18 protein-coding genes and 2 tRNA genes are annotated in these 17,453 nt (G+C 42.7%); 18 read left to right on the top strand and 2 right to left on the bottom strand.

Features of this window, described 5'->3' with window-relative positions; all coding sequences use genetic code 11:
* Positions 1-152: 152 nt before the first annotated feature.
* The 4 genes from MED121_RS20855 to MED121_RS20840 all read left to right on the top strand — a co-directional run bounded on the left by MED121_RS20855 (position 153) and on the right by MED121_RS20840 (position 3,227).
* Positions 153-419 (top strand): isochorismatase, encoded by a 267-nt coding sequence (locus MED121_RS20855; RefSeq protein ID WP_009835768.1) that lies wholly within the window; start codon positions 153-155, stop codon positions 417-419.
* A gap of 179 nt (positions 420-598) precedes the next feature.
* The gene (locus tag MED121_RS20850) at positions 599-2,185 is read left to right on the top strand and encodes a peptide chain release factor 3 (RefSeq protein WP_009835767.1); all 1,587 of its coding nucleotides are present in this window, start codon (positions 599-601) and stop codon (positions 2,183-2,185) included.
* 62 nt (positions 2,186-2,247) lie between these two features.
* Positions 2,248-2,592 carry an iron-sulfur cluster insertion protein ErpA gene (gene erpA, locus MED121_RS20845; protein WP_009835766.1) on the top strand — a complete coding sequence of 115 codons (345 nt, stop codon included), beginning with the start codon at positions 2,248-2,250 and terminating at the stop codon, positions 2,590-2,592.
* A gap of 80 nt (positions 2,593-2,672) precedes the next feature.
* Positions 2,673-3,227 carry a helix-turn-helix domain-containing protein gene (locus MED121_RS20840; RefSeq protein WP_009835765.1) on the top strand — a complete coding sequence of 185 codons (555 nt, stop codon included), beginning with the start codon at positions 2,673-2,675 and terminating at the stop codon, positions 3,225-3,227.
* Positions 3,228-3,245: 18 nt separating this feature from the next.
* On the opposite strand, the gene MED121_RS20835 is transcribed toward MED121_RS20840, so the two are convergent.
* Together MED121_RS20835 and MED121_RS20830 are read right to left on the bottom strand one after the other, a co-directional pair.
* Positions 3,246-4,019 (bottom strand): hypothetical protein, encoded by a 774-nt coding sequence (locus tag MED121_RS20835; protein WP_009835764.1) that lies wholly within the window; start codon positions 4,017-4,019, stop codon positions 3,246-3,248.
* 122 nt (positions 4,020-4,141) lie between these two features.
* A complete protein-coding gene (locus tag MED121_RS20830; protein WP_009835763.1) occupies positions 4,142-4,444 on the bottom strand; it encodes a YhbY family RNA-binding protein in 303 nt (100 codons plus the stop codon).
* Between the two features lie 100 nt (positions 4,445-4,544).
* Between MED121_RS20830 and rlmE the strand changes: the two genes are divergently transcribed.
* The 14 genes from rlmE (at position 4,545) to rpsO (ending at position 17,385) form a co-directional block, all read left to right on the top strand.
* Positions 4,545-5,165 (top strand): 23S rRNA (uridine(2552)-2'-O)-methyltransferase RlmE, encoded by a 621-nt coding sequence (gene rlmE / locus MED121_RS20825; protein WP_036181298.1) that lies wholly within the window; start codon positions 4,545-4,547, stop codon positions 5,163-5,165.
* 69 nt (positions 5,166-5,234) lie between these two features.
* Positions 5,235-7,214 (top strand): ATP-dependent zinc metalloprotease FtsH, encoded by a 1,980-nt coding sequence (gene ftsH, locus MED121_RS20820; protein ID WP_083789432.1) that lies wholly within the window; start codon positions 5,235-5,237, stop codon positions 7,212-7,214.
* 50 nt (positions 7,215-7,264) lie between these two features.
* The gene (gene folP / locus MED121_RS20815; RefSeq protein ID WP_009835759.1) at positions 7,265-8,098 is read left to right on the top strand and encodes a dihydropteroate synthase; all 834 of its coding nucleotides are present in this window, start codon (positions 7,265-7,267) and stop codon (positions 8,096-8,098) included.
* Positions 8,099-9,436: a phosphoglucosamine mutase gene (gene glmM, locus MED121_RS20810; protein ID WP_009835758.1), complete on the top strand. Its 1,338-nt coding sequence runs from the start codon at positions 8,099-8,101 to the stop codon at positions 9,434-9,436.
* 109 nt (positions 9,437-9,545) lie between these two features.
* Positions 9,546-10,298, top strand: coding sequence for a triose-phosphate isomerase (gene tpiA, locus MED121_RS20805; RefSeq protein WP_009835757.1), 753 nt, complete (start codon positions 9,546-9,548; stop codon positions 10,296-10,298).
* 3 nt (positions 10,299-10,301) lie between these two features.
* Positions 10,302-10,655, top strand: coding sequence for a preprotein translocase subunit SecG (gene secG, locus MED121_RS20800; protein ID WP_083789435.1), 354 nt, complete (start codon positions 10,302-10,304; stop codon positions 10,653-10,655).
* 30 nt (positions 10,656-10,685) lie between these two features.
* Positions 10,686-10,771, top strand: a tRNA-Leu gene (locus tag MED121_RS20795).
* A gap of 45 nt (positions 10,772-10,816) precedes the next feature.
* A tRNA-Met gene (locus MED121_RS20790) sits at positions 10,817-10,893 on the top strand.
* Positions 10,894-11,106: 213 nt separating this feature from the next.
* Complete coding sequence (rimP, locus tag MED121_RS20785) at positions 11,107-11,568, top strand: ribosome maturation factor RimP (protein ID WP_009835755.1); 462 nt, start codon at positions 11,107-11,109, stop codon at positions 11,566-11,568.
* 27 nt (positions 11,569-11,595) lie between these two features.
* Entirely contained in the window at positions 11,596-13,086 is a 1,491-nt protein-coding gene (nusA, locus tag MED121_RS20780) for a transcription termination factor NusA (RefSeq protein ID WP_009835754.1), read from the top strand.
* A 27-nt stretch (positions 13,087-13,113) separates the two neighbouring features.
* Positions 13,114-15,672 carry a translation initiation factor IF-2 gene (gene infB, locus MED121_RS20775; protein WP_009835753.1) on the top strand — a complete coding sequence of 853 codons (2,559 nt, stop codon included), beginning with the start codon at positions 13,114-13,116 and terminating at the stop codon, positions 15,670-15,672.
* A 9-nt stretch (positions 15,673-15,681) separates the two neighbouring features.
* The gene (rbfA, locus tag MED121_RS20770) at positions 15,682-16,074 is read left to right on the top strand and encodes a 30S ribosome-binding factor RbfA (protein ID WP_009835752.1); all 393 of its coding nucleotides are present in this window, start codon (positions 15,682-15,684) and stop codon (positions 16,072-16,074) included.
* A gap of 28 nt (positions 16,075-16,102) precedes the next feature.
* Positions 16,103-17,029 (top strand): tRNA pseudouridine(55) synthase TruB, encoded by a 927-nt coding sequence (truB, locus tag MED121_RS20765; protein ID WP_009835751.1) that lies wholly within the window; start codon positions 16,103-16,105, stop codon positions 17,027-17,029.
* An 86-nt stretch (positions 17,030-17,115) separates the two neighbouring features.
* The gene (gene rpsO, locus MED121_RS20760) at positions 17,116-17,385 is read left to right on the top strand and encodes a 30S ribosomal protein S15 (RefSeq protein WP_009835750.1); all 270 of its coding nucleotides are present in this window, start codon (positions 17,116-17,118) and stop codon (positions 17,383-17,385) included.
* Positions 17,386-17,453: the final 68 nt, after the last annotated feature.

Raw genomic sequence — 17,453 nt, 5'->3', positions numbered from 1 at the left:
TTAACCTATGTAGGGAACTAGCGCCATGTAAACTCATTATCTTGGATGAAAATTATTAGCAAATTAGAATCTTTAAATGATAGTGATTATCATTTATATTTGTTATAATTTATTTTTGTGAATTATTTAATCTTGCATTTAAGAAGAGATGAATGGCTGACTTACCCGTGTCGATACCAGAAGATAAATTAGCACTTAAGTCCTGTTTAGTGACAGTGCTAAAAGATGCTAATAATCAGGGCTTTAATGAAAACGATATTGATGAAGAAGAAAGCCTTGTTTATTACGGTATGCGCTCCCTGCAAATAATGAACCTCAGCACCTATTGGCGTAATGCGGGCTTAAGCGTTAGCTTCATCGATTTGGTAAGTGTCCCGACACTTTCTGCTTGGTGGCAACTGATTGAGACAAGACGCTGATGCTTTAGTTTTGTCGGGCATCCCTCTATTCTGCCTCTGGGGTGCCCGGCACTTTTGTTTTTAATGCTTACTTGGATTGTGTATCTGCTCAAGATCAGCGAAAATAGCGCCCATTCAAATTTAATGCTCAGATGGCCTTCTTCATACAGCCCTCTTGAAACCAAAGAAGATACTTATTCATGTCAAATGCCGAGTTTATTAAGGAAGTCGATCAAAGACGTACCTTTGCTATCATATCCCACCCCGATGCGGGTAAAACCACCATTACTGAAAAGCTGTTGTTATTGGGTCAGTTGATTCAAACAGCGGGTAGTGTGAAAGGCCGTAAGGGCGATAAGCATGCAACCTCAGACTGGATGACAATGGAGCAGCAGCGTGGTATTTCCATTACCTCTTCTGTGATGCAGTTCCCGTATCGTGATCGCATGGTTAACCTTTTGGATACCCCCGGGCACGAAGATTTCTCGGAAGATACTTATCGTACTCTCACGGCGGTTGACTCGGTATTGATGGTGATTGACGGCGCGAAAGGTGTCGAGGATCGAACCATCAAGTTAATGGAAGTCTGTCGTTTACGTGACACACCTATTCTTACTTTTATCAACAAAATGGACCGAGATATTCGTGATCCGATTGAATTGTTGGATGAAGTGGAGGAAGTGTTAAAAATTAAGGCAGCCCCTGTTACTTGGCCAATTGGTATGAGCACCTTCTTTAAGGGGGTTTATAACCTTTACACAGATACGATTCATGTTTATGAAGGCGGTCGTGGCCACAAATTAACAGATGATGTGCAAATTCAGGGAATCGAATCTGAGGAAGCTAAAGCGCATCTAGGTGACTTGTATGATGACTTCTTAGAGGAGATTGAATTGGTTCGTGGTGCTAGCCATGAATTTGATCATGATGAATACCTAGCGGGTCGTATCACACCGGTTTTCTTTGGTACTGCCTTGTCTAACTTTGGTGTGCGTGAAATGCTGGATGGTTTTGTTAAATGGGCGCCAGCCCCTAGTTATCGTGCTGCTAAAACACGTGATGTTGACGCCCGTGAAGAGAAGTTCTCTGGCTTCGTGTTTAAAATTCAAGCCAATATGGACCCGAAACACAGAGACCGTGTTGCCTTTATGCGTATCTGTTCGGGTACCTATAATCGCGGTATGAAGATGAAACACTGTCGTTTAGGGAAAGATGTCAAAGTCACTGACGCAGTATCCTTTACGGCAGGTGATAGGGAAGGGGTAGAAGAAGCTTTCTCGGGCGATATTATTGGTTTACATAACCATGGCACGATTCAGATAGGTGATACCTTTACCGCAGGTGAAGAGCTTAAGTTTACCGGTATTCCTCACTTTGCACCTGAGCTGTTTCGTCGAGTGCGTTTGAAAGATCCCCTTAAGATGAAGGCTTTGCAAAAAGGTTTGCAGCAGTTGTCTGAAGAGGGGTCAACCCAGCTCTTTATGCCGCAAATCAACAATGATTTGATTGTGGGGGCCGTGGGTCAGTTGCAATATGAAGTGGTCGCTTATCGTTTAAAAGACGAGTATAAAGTTGAGTGTATCTATGAACCAGTTAACGTAGCAACAGCGCGTTGGGTTGATAGTGAAGATGAGAAAAAGTTTGAAGAGTTTAAACGTAAGAACTCAGCTAACTTGGCCATTGATGGTGGCGGACATTTGACTTATATTGCTCCTACAAGAGTAAATCTTATGATGGCTGAAGAGAAATGGCCAGAAGTACGCTTTAGATCGACACGTGAACATTAATTGAAGTGATTGGCCTGCTTGATATACATGCTGGCTAATTGAATGGCTTCACTGGAGTAGTAATGACAGTACAATCTGTAGAACCTTTTGAGTTTACTTTCGCTGCGGCGGCAAAGCTTAAAAACCTGATTGAAGAAGAAGAGAATAATCGCTTGATGTTACGTGTTTACGTGACAGGTGGGGGGTGTTCTGGTTTTCAGTATGGTTTTACCTTTGATGAAGAGTTTCAAGAAGATGATACTACCGTTGAACGTGAAGGCGTAAAAATGGTGGTGGATCCTTTGAGTTTTCAATACCTTGTTGGCTCTGAAGTTGACTATCAAGAAGGTTTAGAGGGGTCTCGCTTTACGGTGAAAAACCCAAATGCAAGTTCCACTTGTGGTTGTGGTTCATCTTTTAGCATCTAACGCACTAAACCTGATTTATATGAAAAGCCGTCTATTATGTCGGCTTTTTTTGTTTTTATTGAATTGTTTTTGGAGGTGTTGTGGATATTGGCGAAAGATTGTTGACGATTCGACGCAACAAGGGTTTGTCACAACGAGATTTGGCGAAACGTGCAGGTGTTACCAATAGCGCCATCTCCATGATAGAGACTAATAGGGTGAGCCCTAGTGTTAGCTCGTTAGAAAAAATCTTGGCGGGTATGGGAATGTCCCTTACAGAGTTTTTTTCTATAAAGCAGAAAGATAAATTGGACTATCAGGTGGTGTATCGTAGTGATGAGCTGCTGGACGTGAGCTTAGATGAAGTGACCACCAAGTTAGTGGGTAAACATTTTTTAAAAGAAAGAAGTATGGGGCTCACGCTTCAAACTTATCCTGTGGCCTCACGGGCTGAGGTTAAGGCGACGAGTCAAATCAGTGAAAAAGCAGGGTATGTGATAAAAGGTGAAATGACCCTAGAAATACAAGGTGAAGTTCACCCTCTTGTTGCTGGAGATAGTTTTTATTTTGAGTCTCATTTTGCCCATCGTTTTATTAATCAGGGGCGAGGTGAAGCCTTGCTGCTAAGTGTCCAAACAGTCACAGACGTTGAGTAGGTTAGTGGCCTTAATGGGTTAGGTTTTAAGGTTCGCAACGTAAACTGCGCCAAGACTAGGCTCGCCAATTAAAATAATTTTTAACCTGTCTCTTTCATTTCGCCATACTCTTAAACCGCTATAAAAGCTATTTTCATTGTCCTTATTTAAGAGAGTTTGATTTTGCATAGCGTCTAAAATAGGGGTTGTTTGATTTTCATCTCCGTCTTGATCGAAGAAATAAAAAAGTGTTGTTTCAAGGCTTTCAAGAAACTGACCGCTATAAGGGCTGCTGATGGCTTCTATGGTTACAGGCTCTATATCTGGAAAGTTCCAATTATTTGCCCTTTGCGTAAAGCGCGCAGCACGCAGTTCTAATCTAAATTCAAACGTTTTTCCGGCTGTGCTTGTGACCGGCATGATGAATCGATAATTAATGATGTCTGTTGGGCTTTGCTTTATGCCAAGGCCGTATTGATTTTTATGACGAGGGCTGGTGTGAGGGGGTTGTTGTAACGCTAGGTGCCATTTATTAGAGGTGAGTTGAAGCTCATCTAATGAAAAAATGGGGAATATAGCTTGTGTTAAATATTGAACCGCGGCTTGTAATAAGCTGGCTTCGATACTCATGTTGGCATCGAGCTTGGTGTAGGTGTCACTGGTAATGTCGATTTCAGTGGCGTGATTGGCAGCGTCACTTAAAAAAACACTGTCATTATCAGGTTTATTAATCTGCACAGAGGATCGGCTTCTGATTTTAACCTTATTACTTGTTTTCGTATGAGGCTTTTCAAGTGCTTGAATAAATATCACGACATTAATCCTAATAACACTAATGGATAATGTATTTATCGGCACTTTGTGGTTAAAGTTTAATCAGAAATGGCTTTTGAGAGGAGAAGGCTGATGAATAAGTTTCACCAGCCTTGAATACGCTAGCGTAGAAGGTTTGAAAGCTTAGGATTTGGTTCTAATGCTTTGCGGTAAAAAAGGGCTACTTTACCGATAGTCTGAACAATTTCACATTTCATGATCTTGCTAGTTTCAGCAATAAGATCACTGCGTACTTCACGGTCCATGATGCTAAAACGGACTTTAATAAGTTCGTGATCTTCTAAGGCGCGGTCGATTTCAGTTAATACAGCTTCTGTTAAACCATTACCTGCAATCATAACAACAGGGTTTAATGCGTGACCAATTAGTCTATATTGCTTTTTTTGAACGTTTGATAGGCTCATATTTAAATTTTCTCATGTTTAGTTGCTCCTCTTTGATGGAGGCTTTAGAGGTTACGAGATATTATAACGGAATATTGTTGAATTTAGGTATGAAGAAACCGTGGCAAGATCAAAAAGTAGCGAAAGCTGGATGAAAGAGCACTTTGATGACGTTTATGTTAAACGTTCTCAACAAGATGGGTATCGTTCACGGGCTAGTTATAAGCTTATTGAGATAAATGATAAAGATAAATTGCTAAAATCTGGCATGAAGGTGGTGGATTTAGGTGCAGCCCCTGGAGGCTGGTCACAAATTGCCGGAAGATTGATAGGTGACAAGGGCCGTGTAGTCGCCTCTGATATTTTGGAAATGGCGCCTTTGCCTGGCGTTACCTTTGTTCAGGGTGACTTTACAGAGGACGATGTGTATCAAGAAATCCTAAAAGCGATAGGAGATGAGCACGCAGATCTTGTAATTTCAGATATGGCCCCCAATATGAGTGGTAATAGCGCTGTTGATCAGCCGCAATCTATGTATTTAGTAGAGTTGGCTTTGGATATGGCTTCTCAAGTTTTACGACCCGGTGGAAATTTTCTCGTTAAAGTTTTCCAAGGTGAAGGCTTTGATGAGTATTTAAAGACGATGCGCGGTATGTTTACTAGTGTTGTAACACGTAAACCTGAGTCCTCTCGAGCGAGAAGTCGTGAAGTTTATTTGTTAGGTAGACAATTTAAAGGTTAATTAGGGAAGGGCTTAGAGCTAGTATATACTAGCGCAAGGTCATTTATTTAAACGTTAAGAGGTGTGCTCTTGAACGATATGCTTAAAAATATTCTGTTGTGGTTAGTTATCGCAGCCGTTTTATTAACTGTATTCAAAAATTTTAATACCACTACTGAAACAAGCAGAATGACATATTCTTCGTTTGTTAGCTCAGTACAAGACGGCAATATTGCCCGTGTTGTGATTGATGGTTATACCATCAGTGGTTCCGACAAAAACGGTGTGCCATTTGAAACTGTGCGCCCTGCCGCAGCTGATCCAAAAATCATGGATGATCTGTTGAGCAATAATGTGGTTGTTGAAGGTCGTATGCCTGAACAACAAAGCATTTGGACTCAACTGTTAGTGGCAAGCTTCCCTATCCTTCTTATTTTGGCCATTTTTATGTTCTTTATGCGCCAGATGCAAGGCGGTGGCGGTGGTAAAGGCGGTCCAATGGCATTTGGTAAGTCTAAAGCCAGACTGCTGCCAGAAGATCAAATCAAAACGACCTTTGCAGATGTTGCAGGTTGTGATGAGGCGAAAGAAGATACTAAAGAGTTAGTGGACTTCTTACGTGAGCCGAGCAAGTTTCAACGTTTAGGCGGTAAAATTCCTCGTGGTATTTTGATGTGTGGACCACCAGGTACAGGTAAAACCCTATTGGCGAAAGCTATTGCGGGTGAAGCGAAAGTGCCTTTCTTTACTATTTCTGGTTCTGACTTTGTTGAAATGTTTGTCGGTGTGGGTGCGTCCCGTGTTCGTGATATGTTCGAACAAGCTAAAAAACATGCACCTTGCATTATCTTTATTGATGAGATCGACGCCGTTGGTCGTAACCGTGGCTCAGGCATGGGTGGTGGTAATGATGAGCGTGAACAAACATTGAACCAACTATTGGTTGAAATGGATGGTTTTGAAGGTAACGAAGGTATTATCGTTATCGCCGCGACTAACCGTCCGGATGTATTGGATCCTGCGCTATTGCGTCCTGGTCGTTTTGACCGTCAAGTACAAGTAGGCTTGCCAGACATTCGTGGCCGTGAGCAAATTCTAAAAGTGCATTTGCGCAAAGTGCCTTGTGATGAAGATGTGAATCCAAAAAATATCGCTCGTGGTACACCTGGTTTCTCTGGTGCTGACCTTGCTAACTTAGTTAACGAAGCGGCATTGTTTGCTGCACGATCTAATCGTCGCTTGGTAAATATGGAGCAGCTAGAGCTAGCTAAAGATAAAATCCTCATGGGTGCTGAGCGTAAGACCATGGTGATGAAAGAAGATGAGAAGCTAAATACGGCTTATCATGAAGCTGGTCACGCTATCATTGGTTATTTGATGCCTGAGCATGATCCTGTCTATAAAGTGACCATTATTCCTCGTGGTCGCGCCCTGGGTGTGACCATGTATCTTCCTGAAGAAGATAAATACAGTATCAGTAAGCGTGGTCTAGAATCGCAAATCTGTAGCTTGTACGGTGGTCGAATTGCGGAAGAGATGATTCACGGTTTTGACGGTGTATCAACAGGTGCCTCTAATGATATTGAGCGTGCAACAAGTATTGCTCGTAATATGGTTACTAAATGGGGCTTGTCTGCTGCATTGGGGCCGTTTGCTTACGAAGAAGATGATAATAACGGTGGTTTTATCGCGACTTCGACTGGCAGCAAGGCAAACTACTTCTCACCTGAAACAGGTATGCGTATTGACGCTGAAGTAAAAGACATTATTAATACTTGCTATCAGAAAGCGACTCAAATATTGGTCGATAATCGCTCTAAACTGGATGTAATGGCTGATGCCTTGATGCAGTACGAAACGATTGATGCTAAACAAATTAAAGAAATTATGGATGGTAAAACACCATCTGCTCCAGATGGTTGGTCTGACCCGAGTGGTGATGAGCCAACACCAGGTGGAGATTCTGCTGTAAAAGAAACCGTTGATATTAATACGGGTGAAATTAAAGATGAAGGTGGTTTTTCTGATGCGCCGGATGCGGCAAACCCGAAAACCAGTGGAGAGAGCTAGGCTCTCTTCTCTTTTCTATTAATCGACTTTTTAAGGCGAATAGGAAACCGATGACAGTGACTGCTTTTGGGGATAAGTCGCTCGACTTATCCCGCCCTCAGATCATGGGTATCTTAAATGTTACCCCTGATTCTTTTTCTGACGGTGGTTCTTTCTCTAATTTAGATGATGCCCTTTTTCAGACTCAAAAAATGTTGTCTGAAGGTGCTTCAATTATTGATGTGGGGGGAGAGTCAACTCGCCCTGGTGCCTTGCCCGTTTCATTACAAGAAGAGATAGACCGTGTTATTCCGGTTGTCAGTGCGATTAAGTCTCGCTTTGATGTGGTGGTGTCGCTAGATACAAGCTCTGCTCAAGTGATGATTGAAGGCGCCACACAAGGTGCTGGCCTAATTAATGATGTAAGGGCTCTGACAAGGGCTAATGCTTTGGATGCAGCAATCGGGACGGGGCTCCCTATTTGTTTAATGCATATGCAAGGTAGTCCACAAACCATGCAACAGAACCCTGATTATTCAGCTGTTTATAATGAAGTCATTAGCTTTTTGTTAGAGCGTGCAAGCATCTGTCAGGGATTGGGTTATGACGCAAATAAAATCTTCCTTGATCCAGGGATTGGTTTTGGAAAAAACCTAGAGCACAACTTAGAACTGATTAATAACATTGACCAAATTGCGAGTCATGGTTTTGAGGTGCTAATTGGTGCATCTCGTAAAAGCATGATAGGTCAGGCTTTGAATCTAGATGTTCAAGAAAGGTTATATGGCACCTTGGGTGCCCATGCAGCAGCATATTCAAAGGGAGCAAGCATTTTTAGAGTGCATGATGTGAAACCGCATTATGAGATGCTTGAGCTTATGTATCGAATTAAGAGAGAAAAATAAATGCGTAAATATTTTGGAACAGATGGAATTCGTGGTCGTGTAGGTGAAGGAGCTATTACTCCAGAATTTATGCTTAAACTTGGATGGGCTGCGGGCCAAGTGTTCAAAGAAAATGGCAATAAAGTGGTTATTGGTAAAGATACGCGTATCTCTGGCTATATGTTTGAGTCTGCGTTAGAGGCAGGCTTAGTTGCAGCAGGTGTTGATGTGCGTTTAGTTGGGCCTATGCCCACGCCAGCAATTGCATATTTGACCCGTACTTTCCGCGCTAGTGCGGGTATTGTTATTAGTGCGTCTCATAATCCTTATACGGATAACGGCATTAAGTTTTTCTCTGCAGCAGGCGCAAAGTTGTGTGACGAGATGGAAGAGAAGATAGAGCACTATCTTGATCAACCTTTAGTTGTCGTGCCTTCAGATAATATTGGGCGAGCAAAGCGTATTGATGATGCTGCGGGGCGTTACATTGAGTACTGCAAAGGTACTTTCCCCATCGGTATGCAATTAAATGGTCTGAAGATAGTGGTCGATTGTGCCGATGGTGCGACTTATCATGTTGCTCCAAGAGTTTTTTCTGAACTCGGTGCAGAGGTTGTGATTATTGGTGATAAGCCTGATGGGCTTAACATTAATGAAAATAGTGGTGCGACTAAGCCAGAGCTATTGCGTGAGACAGTGTTAGCAGAAAAGGCAGACATTGGTATCGCGTTGGATGGTGATGGCGATCGTCTTATCATGGTGGATGCCGAGGGTGGTGTTCGTGATGGTGATGACGTGCTTTATGTGATTGCCAATCATATGAGGCAGACAGGTAAGTTTAGTGGGGGTGTGGTCGGCACCTTAATGAGTAATTTTGGCTTAGAGTTGGCTTTTTCAGAGCAAGGTATTGGCTTTGGTCGAGCTTCTGTTGGTGATAGGTTTGTTAACGAAAAGTTGACTCAGCTTGGCTGGGTGCTGGGTGGTGAGCCTTCTGGCCATATAGTCTGTCGTTCAATTACGACGACTGGTGACGGGGTTGTGGCTGCATTACAAGTATTGCAGGCGATGGTTGAAGGTGAAAAAACCTTACTTGAATTGCTTGAAGGTTTTACTAAATTCCCTCAAAGACTTAAAAATATCAGGGTTAAGTCGCGTTTTTCTCCAACGGAAGTTCCTCAATTACAGCAGGCGATTGCGCATGCAAACGAAAAATTGAATGGTTCTGGCCGTGTTTTATTAAGGGCTTCGGGCACTGAACCCTTGATTCGAGTGATGGTGGAGGGAGATAATTCTGATCTAGTTGACGAATTAGTGACTTCTCTAGCAACACAAGTTGAAGAGTACTCTCAATCCCTTTAATGCTTGTTTTGTCTCTCGAAATGAGTACGAAATAAATCATATTAAACAAATACTTGAAAACAAGGCGGCATTTCATTAGAATTGCCGCCTCAAAATAAGAGGTGCAAGAATGGCTCGCCAGAAAATTGTTGCAGGAAATTGGAAGATGAATGGTTCTTCGGAATCGATTGATCAGCTTGTTGTTGGCTTGAACGCCGCAATAGATAATGCTCCTGTGGAAGTTGTGGTTGCCCCATCTTTCCCTTATTTAGCGCAAGTGGATAACTTGCTAGAAAAAAGCCCTATCAAAATGGCTGCTCAAAACGTATCTGAACAAGGTTCTGGTGCGTTTACAGGTGAAGTTAGTATCTCAATGTTACAAGACTTTGCGGTAGATTATGTTTTGGTTGGGCACTCTGAGCGTCGTTCGGTTTACGGTGAAACAGATCAGGTTATAGCTGAAAAAACGAAAGCGCTTTTGGCATCTGAAATAACACCGGTTCTTTGTATTGGAGAGAGCCTTGAGCAACGTGAGAAGAATATCACTTTAGATGTGTGTTTTTCTCAAATTGATGCGGTACTAAACCTTGTTGGTGTTAATGCGTTTGAACAAGTTGTCATTGCATATGAGCCAGTTTGGGCAATAGGTACAGGACTTTCTGCTTCAGCGGAGCAGGCTCAAGAAGTGCATAAAGCAATTCGTGAGCATATTGCTAAATCTGACGAAGTGGTGAGTGAGAAGGTAAGAATTATTTACGGTGGTAGTGTTAAGGCGAGTTCAAGCTCAGAGCTTTTCACTATGCCGGATATAGATGGAGCCCTTGTTGGGGGCGCATCTTTAAAAGTTGAAGAATTTATTGGTATTGTGAAATCTGCAGGTTAAATGATGGAAGCTTTGGTTTTAGTTGTACACGTGTTAGCCGCTATTGCGATTATTGGTTTGGTGTTACTGCAACAAGGTAAAGGTGCAGATGCCGGAGCGTCTTTCGGTGGTGGTGCCTCACAAACAGTATTTGGTAGTCAGGGGGGCGGTAGCTTCTTTGGTAAACTGACTGCGCTTTTTGCATTAGTATTTTTCTTAACAAGTTTTGCGCTTGCTTATGTGGCAAGTCAGCAAGCGAAACAGGTTTCTGGTCAATTAGACTATGTGCCTGCAGTGGAAGAAATTCAAGATACAGTAACTGTTCCTGATTTAGTTGAGCCTCAAGCCTCTGAATCTGATGTTCCTGTAGTAGAATAATTCAATCTTAACGGATTGGGTTTTTGGTATGCCGATGTGGTGGAATTGGTAGACACGCCATCTTGAGGGGGTGGTGGCCTAAGGCTGTGCCGGTTCGAGTCCGGCCATCGGCACCAATGTTGATTTGTAGTGGTTATGTGTGTATGATGTGCACACTTTGACGCGGGGTGGAGCAGTTTGGTAGCTCGTCGGGCTCATAACCCGAAGGCCGTAGGTTCGAATCCTGCCCCCGCAACCATTGTGTATTGATCTTTCTAAAGGGGTCTATTTACACATAGGAATTCCAACTTAGTTAGTATGAAAATACTAATTAAGGCAATGAGTTAGATTTATATCTGATTCATTTCGAGAACCCCTTTATGGGGTTTTTTGTTATCTGGATATAATAAAATGGGCCTAGTGCCCGTTTTTTGTTTCTGAACTTTAGCATTAGTTAAATCGGAGAAAGTGATTGTCTAGCAAAGATACCATATTAGAGGGCCATATCCGTCCTGTAGTAGAAGGGCTTGGCTACCGTTTTTGGGGATTGGAATATATCTCTCAAGGTAAAGATTCGGTATTAAGAGTATTTATAGAGAGCGACTCCGAAAATGGCACTGATATCGAGGATTGTGCCAAGGTCAGTCGACAAGTGAGTTCAATATTGGATGTTGAAGACCCTATTACAGGTGAATATAACCTTGAGGTTTCTTCGCCAGGTCTTGATCGTCCATTATTCGAGTTAGCTCAGTTTGAGGAATACATCGGAGCGATAGTGTCGCTGCGTTTACGTGTGCCATTTGATGGAAGACGTAAGTTCAAAGGTCAGTTGACAGCCGTTGAAGGGGAAGACGTTGTATTGCGTGTAGATCAAGAAGAGTACTTGTTACCAATTGATCTAATTGATAAAGCCAACGTTGTTCCAGTATTTTAATTTACCCTTTAAAGAGAGGCTAAAAGGATGAGCAAAGATATTCTTTTGGTAGTGGAAGCAGTTTCCAACGAAAAAGACGTACCAAAACAAGTTATTTTTGAAGCGGTTGAAATCGCTTTGGCAAGTGCCGCTAAGCGTCGCTTTGAAGAAGAGGCAAAGATTCGAGTATCGATTGACCAGCGAACAGGTGATTACACTACCTATCGCCAATGGGATATCGTTGCTGACGAAGATTATGCTCAACCTGCCCATGAACTTACTATTGATGACTCGGTAGAGCAAAACTTAGGTTTAGCTATCGGTGAGATCTTCGAAGAAGAAGTCGAGTCTGAAGCATTTGGTCGTATTGCAGCGCAAACTGCAAAACAAGTAATTGTTCAAAAAGTACGTGAAGCTGAGCGTGCTAAAGTGGTTGCCCGTTATAGCGAAAAAGTGGGTAAACCTGTTCATGGACAAGTTAAGAAAGTGACTCGTGATAGTTTGATTGTTGATCTAGGTGAAAACGCAGAAGCGGTATTGCCTAAAGATCAATTGATTGCGCGTGAAACTTTCCGTATGAACGATAGAATTCGTGCTTTGTTGCTTGAAATTCGTGATGACAGCCGTGGTGCTCAATTAATTCTTTCACGTAATGATCCTGCTTTCATGGTTGAACTTTTCCGCCTTGAAGTGCCAGAAATTGCTGAAGAAATGATTGAGATTCGTGGTGCTGCACGTGACCCAGGTCTACGAGCTAAAATCGCTGTTAAAACTAACGACCGTCGTATCGATCCTATCGGTGCTTGCGTTGGTATGCGTGGCGCTCGAGTTCAAGCTGTATCAAACGAATTGAACGGTGAGCGTGTTGATATTGTGCTTTGGGATGATAACCCGGCACAACTTGTTATCAATGCTATGTCACCTGCAGAAGTGGACTCTATCGTCATCGATGAAGATACTCACTCTATGCAAGTAGCTGTGAATGCCGATAATTTAGCTCAAGCGATTGGCCGTAACGGTCAAAATGTTCGCTTGGCATCTAACCTAACCGGTTGGCAGCTAAACGTGATGACAAGCGAAGATGCTGTCGCAAAACAGCAAGAAGAATCCGATAAGCTTATTAATCTGTTCGTAAATAGCCTTGATATCGATGATGACTTAGCCGGTCAGTTAGCGGATGAAGGTTTTGCAACTCTTGAAGAGATTGCTTATGTACCTATGGAAGAAATGCTAGATATTGATGATTTTGATGAAGATCTTGTCAATGAATTGCGCTCTAGAGCAAAAGAAGCATTGTTGAATTTGGCGTTGCAAGCTGAAGAACAGCTAGAAGAAGCAACACCTGCTGAAGATTTGTTAACAATGGAAGGTATGGACAACCATCTTGCATTGGTTCTTGCTTCAAAGGGCATCTGTACAATGGAAGATTTGGCTGAACAATCTGTTGATGATTTGATTGATATTGAAGAAATCAATGAAGAACGTGCGGCGTCACTGATAATGACCGCTCGTGCACCTTGGTTCGCTGAATCTGAATAAATCTGAGTAGAATAAAGGGGGAACTTAATGACAGTTCAAACCGTAAAAACACTATCCGAACTGGTAAATACACCAGTAGAGAAGCTGCTGACTCAGATGAAGGAAGCAGGGCTACCACAATCAAGTGAGAGCCAAGAAGTTTCAGATGCCGAAAAGCAAGTGTTATTGAAACACCTTCAACGTGCGCATGGTGGTGAAGAGTCAGGTGAGAAATCATCTCAACGTATCACTCTACAGCGTAAAAAAACCTCCACTCTTAAAGGTGGTGACAATAAAACCGTGAATGTAGAAGTACGTAAAAAGCGTACCTATGTGAAACGTAATGATGCCGAAGATGAGGCCGCTAAGCAGCAAGAATTGCAAGCTCAGCGCCAAGCTGAAGAGCAAGCTAAATTGGTTGCCGAAGAAAAAGCCAAATTAGCGGCTGAAGAACAAGCTCGCCAAGAAGCGGAAAGAAAATTGGCCGAAGAAAAAGCGGCTGCAGAGCTTGCAGAGCAAAAAGCAAAGCAAGACGTTCAACCTGCTGAAAAGAGTTCATCGGAAGGTAAGAATTCCAACGTAGGAGCGAAAGAGTCCTTGGAACCTGTAAAACAAGCTAAACCAGCACCGAAGAAAAATCATCACATGACTGCCGATAAAGAACCATCAAAAGGTAAAAAAGCAGCACCACAAAAACAAGATGGTAAGCCTAAAAACCGTTTTGGTGCTGATAAGAAGCGTGGCAATAAAAATATCATGGGTGATGATGAGTTCGGTCGTCGCAATAAATTAGGTAAGAAAAACCGTAAAGCTGCACCGCAAGAACACGGCTTCCAGAAACCGACTGCACCGATTGTGCATGAAGTTGCTTTGCCGGAAAGTATTACGGTTGCTGAGCTTGCTGAAAAAATGTCAGTAAAAGCGGCTGCTGTTATAAAGATTATGTTCAAAATGGGCGCAATGGCGACTATTAATGAAGTGATTGATCGTGATACGGCAACCTTGGTGGTTGAAGAAATGGGTCATACTGTTAAGTTCCTTGATGAGAACGCAGTGGAGAATGACATCATTGAAGCGATCGACTACAAGGGTGAAGAAATTAAACGTGCGCCAGTTGTGACTGTAATGGGTCACGTTGACCACGGTAAAACATCGCTACTTGACTATATTCGTACAACACGTGTTGCTGCGGGTGAGTCTGGTGGTATTACCCAGCATATTGGTGCTTACCATGTAGAAACACCACATGGCATGATCAGTTTCCTTGATACACCTGGACACGCAGCCTTTACTTCTATGCGTGCACGTGGTGCTAAAGCAACCGATATTGTTATCTTGGTATGTGCGGCGGATGACGGTGTTATGCCTCAGACTATCGAAGCGATTCAGCATGCTCGTGCTGCTGAAGTGCCTATGGTTGTTGCTATCACTAAGATAGATAAAGATGGTGCTGACATTGATCGTGTTAAAAACGAGCTTGTTGCACAAGAAGTCGTGCCAGAAGAATGGGGCGGTGACGTTCAATTTGTTGGTGTTTCGGCTAAATCTGGTGAAGGTATTGAAGAACTTCTTGAAGCCCTATTGCTTCAGTCTGAAGTACTAGAGTTAACGGCTGTGCCAAGTGCGCCAGGTAAAGGTGTTGTGGTTGAAGCACGCCTAGATCGTGGTCGTGGTTCGGTTGCAACCTTGCTTGTACAAAACGGTACCTTGAAGAAAGGTGACATTGTATTGGCTGGTCTGCAAATGGGTCGTGTACGTGCCCTTCTTGATGAAAACGGCAAGCCAATTGAAAGTGCTGGTCCAGCTATTCCGGTTGAGATCTTGGGTCTTGATGGTACGCCTGATGCGGGTGAAGAGTTCTTGGTAGTATCTGACGAGCGTAAAGCCCGTGAAGTGGCTAACTTCCGTCAAGGTAAATACCGTGAAGTACGCTTTGCACGTCAATATTCAGCTAAGCTAGAAAACCTATTCTCTGAAATGGGCAAAGATGAAGTTCGTACTTTGAACGTTGTCTTAAAAGCAGATGTTCGCGGCTCTCTAGAAGCATTGAATAAATCGCTGCTTGACCTGAACACTGATGAAGTTCGTGTCAACATCATTTCAAGTGGTGTGGGTGGTATTACTGAAACTGACGCAACGCTAGCTTTGGCTTCTGATGCGGTAATCTTTGGTTTCAATGTACGTGCTGATGCTTCCGCTAAGATCTTCATTGAGCGTGAGTCTGTAGACCTAAGATACTACAGCGTGATCTATAACATCATTGATGATGTTAAGCAGGCGCTTTCTGGTATGTTGTCTCCTGATCTTCGTGAAGATATTAAAGGTACAGCTGAAGTGCGTGAGATCTTCCGTTCACCTAAGTTCGGCCTTATTGCAGGTTGTATGGTGGTTGAAGGGACGGTTTACCGTAACAAACAGATTCGTGTATTGCGTGATGATGTTGTTATTTATGAAGGCGAACTTGAGTCACTACGTCGCTTCAAAGATGCAATTAATGAAGTTAGCAAAGGCATGGAATGTGGTATCGGTGTGAAGAACTATACCGATGTTAAAGTTGGCGATAAGATCGAAGTCTTCGAGACTGTTGAAGTCGCCCGTTCTTTGTAAGAGGCTATAATGGCAAGCGAATTTAGTCGTACTAGTCGAATAGGAGACCAGCTTCAAAAAGAGCTGGCTTCTATCATACAGTTTGAAGTGAAGGATCCTCGTTTAGGGATTGTCACTATCAATGAAGTCAGGGTGGCCAAAGATCTTGGCTACGCTGATGTTTATTACACTGTGTTAGGTATGGATGACAAGCCGGAAAAACTGGCTGAGAACCAAACTGCATTAGACAGTGCTAGTAATTTTTTACGCCGTCGTGCATCACAGGAAATTAAACTTCGTGTGATGCCATTACTGCGCTTTCATTATGATGATAGTGTGGTAAATGGTGCAAAAATGTCAGCTTTGATTGATGAAGCAATTAAAGCAGATGCTAAGCACAATCCAGAAAATGACAGTGAATAAACTGCTTAAGATTTAGGTTAAAAGTAAAATGACAAAACGCACATGGCGCCCAGTTCATGGGGTTGTCTTACTAAATAAACCTTTAGGCTTGAGTTCTAATCAGGCTTTGCAAAAAGTTCGACGTCTATTTCAAGCTGAGAAAGCGGGGCACACAGGTGCACTTGATCCTTTGGCAACAGGTATGTTGCCATTGTGTTTTGGTGAAGCAACCAAGTTTTCTCAGTTCTTATTAGATGCGGATAAGCGCTATATCACTAAAGTGGCCCTTGGCGTGAGAACGACCACGGGTGATGCTGAAGGTGATGTTTTGACAACAGAGTCTGTGCCTGACTTAACGGATGAAGCATTGGAATCCATACTTGATCGCTTTCGTGGTGATATAGAGCAGATTCCTCCCATGTATTCGGCGTTGAAGCACGAAGGTAAACCGCTTTATGAATATGCTCGACAAGGTATTGTCATTGAGCGGAAACGTAGAGCGGTCACTATCTCTGATCTGACTATCATTGAAAGAACAGAGAATAGTTTAACCCTAGATATTTCTTGCTCGAAAGGAACCTATATTCGCACTATTGGTGAGGATGTTGGAGAAGCGTTGGGTTGTGGTGCGCATTTATCTGCACTGCATCGCGTTTCGTCGGCAGGTTATGATCCGCAAGATATGTTGACATTGGAAGAGTTTGAGGCGATTGCTGAGGGTGGTTATCCTGAATTGGATAAACATTTATTGCCTATGGACTCTGCCGTTATGCATCTTAATAGGGTAGAATTGTCCGAGGCTGATGCAAGGGACATTCTTTTTGGTCGTGCATTAGCTAATGGCACTGAGTTTGAAGAAGAAAGTTTGGTACGTTTGTTTGCTCAGGCGGATCAAAGATTCTTTGGCTTAGGCCAAATTAGAGGTGAATTTATTAAACCTCACAGATTAATAAATACGAGTGAACAGCAGGTTTAACCCCGTTTTTTACTGTATCTAGGGTGCCTGAAAATATGCTCGGCCACCCTATATTTTTAATAGCATATTATATCGGAGATAAGATAATGGCATTAACTGCAGAATCAAAAGCAGCATTGGTAAAAGAGTTTCAAGTAGCTGAAGGCGATACAGGTTCACCTGAAGTTCAAGTTGCTTTGTTGACTAAGAACATCGAAGGTCTACAAGGTCACTTTAAAGCTCATATCCATGACCATCATTCTCGTCGCGGTCTTATTCGCATGGTAAACCAACGTCGTAAGTTGTTGGACTACCTTAAGCGTAAAGACGCAGCACGTTACACTGGCTTGATCAAAAAGCTAGGTCTACGTCGCTAAGACTGAAGAAAGGCCATAGTTTACTATGGCCTTTTTTTTAGCCTAACTTAGAAAGTTTCATCCCCAAG

This window comes from Marinomonas sp. MED121, from assembly GCF_000153025.1.
GTDB lineage: Bacteria > Pseudomonadota > Gammaproteobacteria > Pseudomonadales > Marinomonadaceae > Marinomonas.
The sequence above is the reverse complement of the archived record's forward strand: the minus strand, read 5'-3'. Positions and strand labels throughout refer to the sequence as shown.